Origin of the sequence: Neobacillus jeddahensis, assembly GCF_000612625.1 — a bacterium.
Taxonomy (GTDB): Bacteria; Bacillota; Bacilli; order Bacillales; family Cytobacillaceae; genus Neobacillus; species Neobacillus jeddahensis.
Genome location: NZ_CCAS010000051.1, coordinates 22,815 through 29,579, shown reverse-complemented (window position 1 = coordinate 29,579; position 6,765 = coordinate 22,815). Strand labels below are relative to the sequence as shown.

The following is a 6,765-nucleotide window of genomic DNA, read 5'->3' as shown; positions in this document are numbered from 1 at the left end:
ACATTATAAGAATCCTTTCTGTGGTTATTTCGTCGTTGTTTTAACCTTATCAGAAATGGATTCTTTTTTCATTTATTAAATGCACAAATGATTTACGAGAAAGCCTATTAGATGGGCGATAAAAGCCTATTTCAGAAAATCTGTGAATAATTCAGGTTTATAATATCACCACCTTTAGATTTTAAAATAACAGAAACTAAAGATATGGTTACATAGGGAGATAGAGTTTGTGTTTACCTAAATCGTCTCTAAGAGGTGAAAATGCGAAGAAAAAAGCCTAATATATTATTTATTTTCTCATATCACCATTTTTCCTTTTTGTTCTGATCAGTGGCGATCATTGCCGGACATTTTTTTATCCCGCCTTTTTTTATACCAGCTATTCCTAACCCAAATACATCTGGCCTTTTCACGATGTATTCCTTAGTGATTCACTGCTAAAAACTCATCAATTTCCTTCTTCAGAGGAATCGAATGTTGGGCCCCCTCGCGTGTAACTGTGATCGCTGATGCGGCAGTGGCAAACACTAAGGCCTCCTTCGTATCTTTTCCGAATGCTTTAGCAGCTGCAAATGAGCCGATAAACGTGTCTCCGGCAGCCGTTGTATCAACAGCGTTCACTGTGAAGCCAGTTGTGACAATCTTGCCTTCCTTTTTAGAAAAATAAGACGACCCCTGTGCACCGAGAGTTAAAATAACCGCCTTTACTCCCATTTCAATCAGCCAGTTAATCGCCCTCTCTCGGGCTTTCTCTGTGTCAGCACGTATTCCTGTGACCACTTCAATCTCCGTTTCATTTAAAATAAGAAAATCAATGAGCGAAAAAACATCGTTTGGGATCACCAAAGCAGGTGCAGGATTAAAGTACGTTTGAACTTGCCTCCGTGCTGCTTCCTTTAGAACATATAGCGTCGTTTCCACTAGAACTTCATTTTGCAGCAAAAGAATATCTGCTTCCTCAAAAAGGTACAACCGTTCTTCAACATCCTTTATCGAAAGCAACGCGTTCGATCCTTCAGATAAAATAATCGTATTTTCGCCAGATTCATCGACCGTAATAAAGGCCATTCCTGCGGTTCCTTCCTTTTCAATTATTTCACTCGTGTCGACATTCGCATTTTCTAACGAAGCGACCAGCTCTAAACTGAAAGGATCTTTTCCAACTGCACCCAGCATCTTCACTTGGCCGCCTGCCAATGCTGCCGCTACCGCCTGATTTGCCCCCTTCCCTCCAGGTGCATACATCGTCCCTAAACCTTTAACCGTTTCACCTGGAAGCGGGTGCATTACAACCCGATTAACAATATCCATATTGATACTTCCGACGACGAGAATATTCATTTTGATCGGCCCCATTTCATATTAATACCCACGATTTACTTCTCTCTTTAACAAGGAAAGAGACCCTTTCAAACACAGGTCTCTCCCTCTACCATTTCTATAGTCCCTTTACGGAAAATCCAGTATAGTGTGTATGGCTGCCGTTAAAGTTAGAGAATCCAACTTGACCAAATAAATAAGGATGATCCTGATCCGTATACTCAATCACCTTATCACCATTGACGTAGACGACGAAATGATTCTCTTTTGCCTCAACCATCAATTGATAGGACTGCTGCTCATCCCAAAGGTAACTGGATGAAGCTAACGAGCGATACCCGTTTTCATTTTTATATAAAACGACTTCATGATTCGGTGCGAGTCCTACGGCATAAGAACGAATGCCGCCTTGGACACGGAATTGAATATTATGATGTTCGCCAAGCTTCGGCTTGACCTCAGCAGTGAATTGATAATTTCGCCACTCCCGATCCCCTGTATAACATTCAGCAGGCTCACCATGGTAGCTTCCGCTTAACTCACCATCCTCTAAACTCCAGATCCCGCGCAGATAAGTAATCTGACTAACTTCTAGGTGAAGCGGTGTCCAACGCTCCATTCTTTCATTTTTAAAATTAATCTTATAGTCCGGTGTGCCTGAGAAATGGAAGGAATCAAGATACGCAATTAAACTACCGGTATAATATCTATCAGCAATAGGAACAAATTCAACACCGACTTCTTCAATATGAACATCCTGTAATGCAGGAATGGTGTATGAAAGCGTGCAGAACTGATCTAGTTTCATCGTTTCCTCATTACCGTAGTGATACGTACCTTTATTCCCATCCTTCATATATAAACGGGCCTTTACCCCAATGCCGAGATTCTCCGGAACACGTACCTTTGCTTCTATGGATTGCCCTGGATAAACAATCGGAGAAAAGCTCGGATCATAACGGCTGTCATTAAAATCCTCTGGCTTGTAATAGGTTTTATGGAAGACACGGTAAGCATCACCGCCTTGGATAGAATCAAAGATTACTTTTAATGATCGTTTTCCGGTTGCAGAATAGTCTTCAGTATTTTGAATCGTACCTGTGACATGCACATTGATATCTGAATCATAATCCAAACGGAAGGCATGAGTAGAACCAGGATATTCAAAATGGAATCTGGCCGCTTTTCCTTCTAAAATTTCTGCCCATTCGGCAGGTGCCTCTTCATCTGCAATCAAGTAGCCCAGCTTCGAAATATAGGAGGCACACCACGGAAGATCGACAATATTAAGCGAACCGATGACACTGGAACAACAGAGAAAATCATTAATCGGTTTTCTCCAGCTCTCGTCAATCCCTTCAATCCCATTCCGAACGCCGATAATCGTCCCGACATTAGCAACATTACAGTCCGTATCCCAGCCGCACATATTGCAAATATTAATCGATTTACTGAAATCCCCTTCACCATAGAGAAGAGAAAGGACAATGACAGCGGAATTCGGAATGATATGGCATACCCCTGGATAACGGTCGTAGCCATAATTCGCTTGAACAAACTTGAAGCAGTCACGCCAATTGTCTGGATTCTCCTTATAAAAACGAACGACATCCTTAGTCATCCGTGTATATTCACTCTCCGCTGGAATGACGGACAGACAGGTCTCAATGATTTTTTCAATATCTTTTTCAACAAACGCTTGGGCAATGCAAGCTGCAATAAACATCCCGCCATATTTCCCATTGCCATCATGGGTAACACTGGCGATCTTTTCCGCATATTCTGCCGCTAACGTTGGCTTCCCAGGGGCAATCAACCCCCAGACATCGATAAAGATTTGACCGCCAATTTGCTCTGCAACACCATGACCATTTTGTTCAATCGATCCCGAGCGAGGAGCCATAATTCCATTTTTCAAATTTAGATAGGCCGTATGTTCCGTTGATTTACCGTACCCGCCCCACCAAAAGAAACCATGCCCATCAGGAGCGTAATTTAGCAGCGTTAGGCCCATTTGCTCAGCAGTGATTTCACTTGTATGGGTAAAATCTTCAAGCGCGCGCAGGAAAAACATCGGTCCGTTCGTATCATCGTCTGCCGCGAAGTTTTTAAATTCATGTAAATAACCGGTGATCTCTCCATACGCACGTTCCAAGCGTTCATAGGACCAGCCTTCAACGTTCCCGCCATGACGGACCCCAATCACCTTCCCAAGCCAGCCGGCATAGACTTTTTCAATATAATTAGCTGGAATACGACCTTTCTTAACATTTGCGACCTGGTTCAATTCAAGTTGACTCATTCAAATTCCTCCTTATTATCCCTTAATACTTCCTTCAGTAAGGCCCTCAATAAATTGGCGCTGCAAGAATAGGTAAAGAACAACCATTGGCAAAGTAGAAATCAGACCTGCTGCAGAGACTTTGCTCCAATCGGAGCTAAAGCTGCCGACGAAAGCAAGATACTTCGTTGAAACCGTCCGCAATTCATCGGATTGTATAAACGCATTGGCAAAGAAAAATTCATTCCAGGTCCAGAGACCAACCAATAAGGCTACCGTTAAAAAGACAGGCTTTGATAATGGAATCATTAATTTCATAAACACTTGTAATTCATTACAGCCGTCTACCCTCGCACTTTCGAGGAGCTCCTTTGGAATCCCGATAAAAAAGGACCGCAACAGGAAAATATTAAACGGAAGAAAGATGCCACTATAGATGATAATCAGACCGACCAAGGAATCCATCAGGTGTAAATTCTGCCACACATAGAAAAGGGGGACGAGGAACAAGCCCATCGGTACAGACATAGTTAGTAGTAAAAATGCCATGATCGCATTTTGTCCTTTGAATTCGTATTTTGATAAGGCATAGGCCGCAAAGCCACCGCTAATACAAACAATAATGATCGTCGCCACTCCAACTAGTAAACTATTAATAAAAGCCTGACCATATGCTCCTTCCGTCCAAGCGGCGACCATATTTTCAAATGTGATCTTTGAAGGAAGGCCAAACGGACTGGTCAAAAACTCTTCCTTCGGCTTAAAGGCGTTCATCAATAACAACACGAGCGGACCAACCGCAAAGAGAAAAACACAGAACAAGAAGAAGTGACGGGAAACGATCTCAAATGGTTTATTCTTCATTACATCTCCCATCCTTTCTTTTTCATAATTCCAAAAATTGCGATGATAATCCCGCTCAGTACAGCCATTGCTAAGGCAATCGAGCTGGCATAACCAGGGGCTTGATTTTGCAGAGCTTCCTTATACATATAAGTGCTGATTAATTCCGTCGCATTTCCTGGACCGCCATTCGTCATGACAAAGACATAATCAAAGGCAGCAAACGACCAGATCATCGTTAACATTAAAATCAGCATCAGCGTCGGACGTAATTGCGGAAGGATCACATACCAGAAGATCTGCATCTTATTGGCCCCCTCGACAATCGCTGCTTCCTCGAGGCTCTTATCTGTCTGATGAAGGGCGGTTAAGATGAGGACCATTAAGAATCCCCAGTATCTCCAGCCATCCACTAATGCAACGGAAAACAAGGCAATGGCAGGGTCGCCTAACCACATCGGTACATTATGGAAGCCCCATTTTGTTAACAGGGTGTTAATGCCAAAAAACGGATTGTAAATCCAAGCCCAAACTTTCGCACTTACAACGGTTGAAACGATTTGTGGAAGAAAAAATGTCGAGCGATAAAACATTTGACCATGTTTCACCTTACTGACCATATAGGCAATGATTAACGCAAAAATAATTGGAACGGTACAAAAGAGTGCCATCCACTTAAAGTTATTCCCCAAGGCAGCAAAGAAGTTAGGATCGGAAAGAAGAGATTGGTAGTTTTCTAAACCAATAAATTTTGGCTGCTGAATGCCATCCCAATCGGTTAAGGACAGGACTAATGTGCCGATAGTTGGTCCTGCGACAACTAAAATAATTAAGAACAAAGCCGGTGAAAGAAATAACCACGGAACAATCACCTTTTTCCAGTTCTTGCGATTCTTCCGACGCACGTTTATCGATTCTTTCATCACAACTAAATCTGCACTCACATATAGTTCCTCCTTTCTTCTAAGGAGGAGGAAAGACTCCTCCTTAGTTAAATTTAAATAGTTTCCCTTTCTCTTTATCTTTTTCAAATTCCTTTTGTAGCTTTTCCAAATACGTATCAACATCAATTTGCCCTAACCAGACAGATTCGATATTACTCCACGCGAAGGTTTCAGTAGATGGCGGCCAATATGTCCAAGCAGCATAGCCTGTTTGATTATTCTCCATCGCATCGTTTAATAGATCAAAAGATTTTTGGACATGTGGATCGAGGTTCCCAGCTTTCAGTCCATTAATCGGCAGGAATCCGCCTTGCTGTAAGAGTTTTTCAGCATTTTCGTTTTCGTGCATCCAATCCAAGAATTTAGCTGTTTCGTCCGGATGCTTGGAATTTTTGTTAATACCAACCGCACCACCTAAGGCAAGTGGTAGATTAGCTTCTTGCCCGTCTTTCCAAGAAGGCATGATAAAGACATCCCATTCAAACGGCGGCGGACTACCTTTTAACGTCGATAACATCCACGTACCTTCCATCTTCATGGCAGCCTTCCCGCTCATAAACAGGGTCGTCGCATCATCCAGTGTAATCGCTTGGGACTGTTTATCGTTGATATACCCGTCTTTCCAAAGGTCATTCAGTTTCATAATCGCATCCTTCATTTCAGGACTATTCCATGGTGTTTCCCCTGTTAAAACCTTTTTAAAGTCATCAACCCCAAGAGTTTCATTAAAAGCTAATGACAGCCACCATTCATTCGCGGCTTTAAAGTCAGAGCTTCCAAACGCAAATGGAATAATACCTTTATCATCCATTTTTTTACTTAGCGCCGTTAATTCATCATAGCTCTTTGGAACGTCCCAGCCATTTTGCTTAAACAAATCTTTGTTATAGTAAACGACTAATGTTTCATAGGAACCTGGGAGAGCGATCTGCTTGCCATCCGCTTGAACGGTTTGATAGGCCCATGGATAATAACGATCCTCCCACTTATACTTCTCCGCATATTTATCTAGCGGGAGCAAGTAGTTTGCTGCCGCAAAATCTTGAGCAGAGGTTGGACCATTTAAGTTAATGACATCCGGTCCACCGCCTGCTGCCAATTGTTGCTTCGCCAGGCCCTCCGGATCCGAGTTTTTAACAAGCTTGACTGTAATATCTGGGTTCTTTGCTTCGAACCCTTTGATCACATCATTTTGCAGATAGTTTATATACTCTGTGCCACCCTGGTTGTTTGCATAAAGCGAAATCTCAACCTTTCCTTTCGAACTAGAAGAACTTGAACTTGAGCTACAGCCAGATATCAACAATAAAGATACGGCCACAACCGGTAACCACTTGTTAACTTTCATTCCCTTTCCCCCTTTTTTCTTAAAAAATG

At 42.4% G+C, this 6,765-nt stretch carries 5 protein-coding genes; all 5 read right to left on the bottom strand.

Annotated elements, in window-relative coordinates; genetic code table 11:
• Positions 1-423: 423 nt before the first annotated feature.
• Entirely contained in the window at positions 424-1,341 is a 918-nt protein-coding gene (gene rbsK, locus TY15_RS17990) for a ribokinase (protein WP_040207446.1), read from the bottom strand.
• Between the two features lie 97 nt (positions 1,342-1,438).
• Entirely contained in the window at positions 1,439-3,622 is a 2,184-nt protein-coding gene (locus TY15_RS17985) for an ADP-ribosylglycohydrolase family protein (protein ID WP_042375076.1), read from the bottom strand.
• A gap of 15 nt (positions 3,623-3,637) precedes the next feature.
• On the bottom strand, positions 3,638-4,465 hold the full coding sequence (locus TY15_RS17980) for a carbohydrate ABC transporter permease (protein ID WP_040207445.1): 828 nt from the start codon (positions 4,463-4,465) through the stop codon (positions 3,638-3,640).
• The gene (locus TY15_RS17975; protein WP_244440957.1) at positions 4,465-5,388 is read right to left on the bottom strand and encodes a carbohydrate ABC transporter permease; all 924 of its coding nucleotides are present in this window, start codon (positions 5,386-5,388) and stop codon (positions 4,465-4,467) included. Before TY15_RS17975 ends, TY15_RS17980 begins: the two co-directional genes overlap by 1 nt.
• Before the next feature lie 43 nt (positions 5,389-5,431).
• Complete coding sequence (locus TY15_RS17970; protein WP_040207444.1) at positions 5,432-6,736, bottom strand: ABC transporter substrate-binding protein; 1,305 nt, start codon at positions 6,734-6,736, stop codon at positions 5,432-5,434.
• Positions 6,737-6,765 lie beyond the last annotated feature (29 nt).

Bases quoted from the DNA above. Each gene is read 5' to 3' on its own strand.
- rbsK (WP_040207446.1), bottom strand. From the start codon at position 1,341: ATGAATATTCTCGTCGTCGGAAGTATCAATATGGATATTGTTAATCGG.
- TY15_RS17985 (WP_042375076.1), bottom strand. From the start codon at position 3,622: ATGAGTCAACTTGAATTGAACCAGGTCGCAAATGTTAAGAAAGGTCGT.
- TY15_RS17980 (WP_040207445.1), bottom strand. From the start codon at position 4,465: ATGAAGAATAAACCATTTGAGATCGTTTCCCGTCACTTCTTCTTGTTC.
- TY15_RS17970 (WP_040207444.1), bottom strand. From the start codon at position 6,736: ATGAAAGTTAACAAGTGGTTACCGGTTGTGGCCGTATCTTTATTGTTG.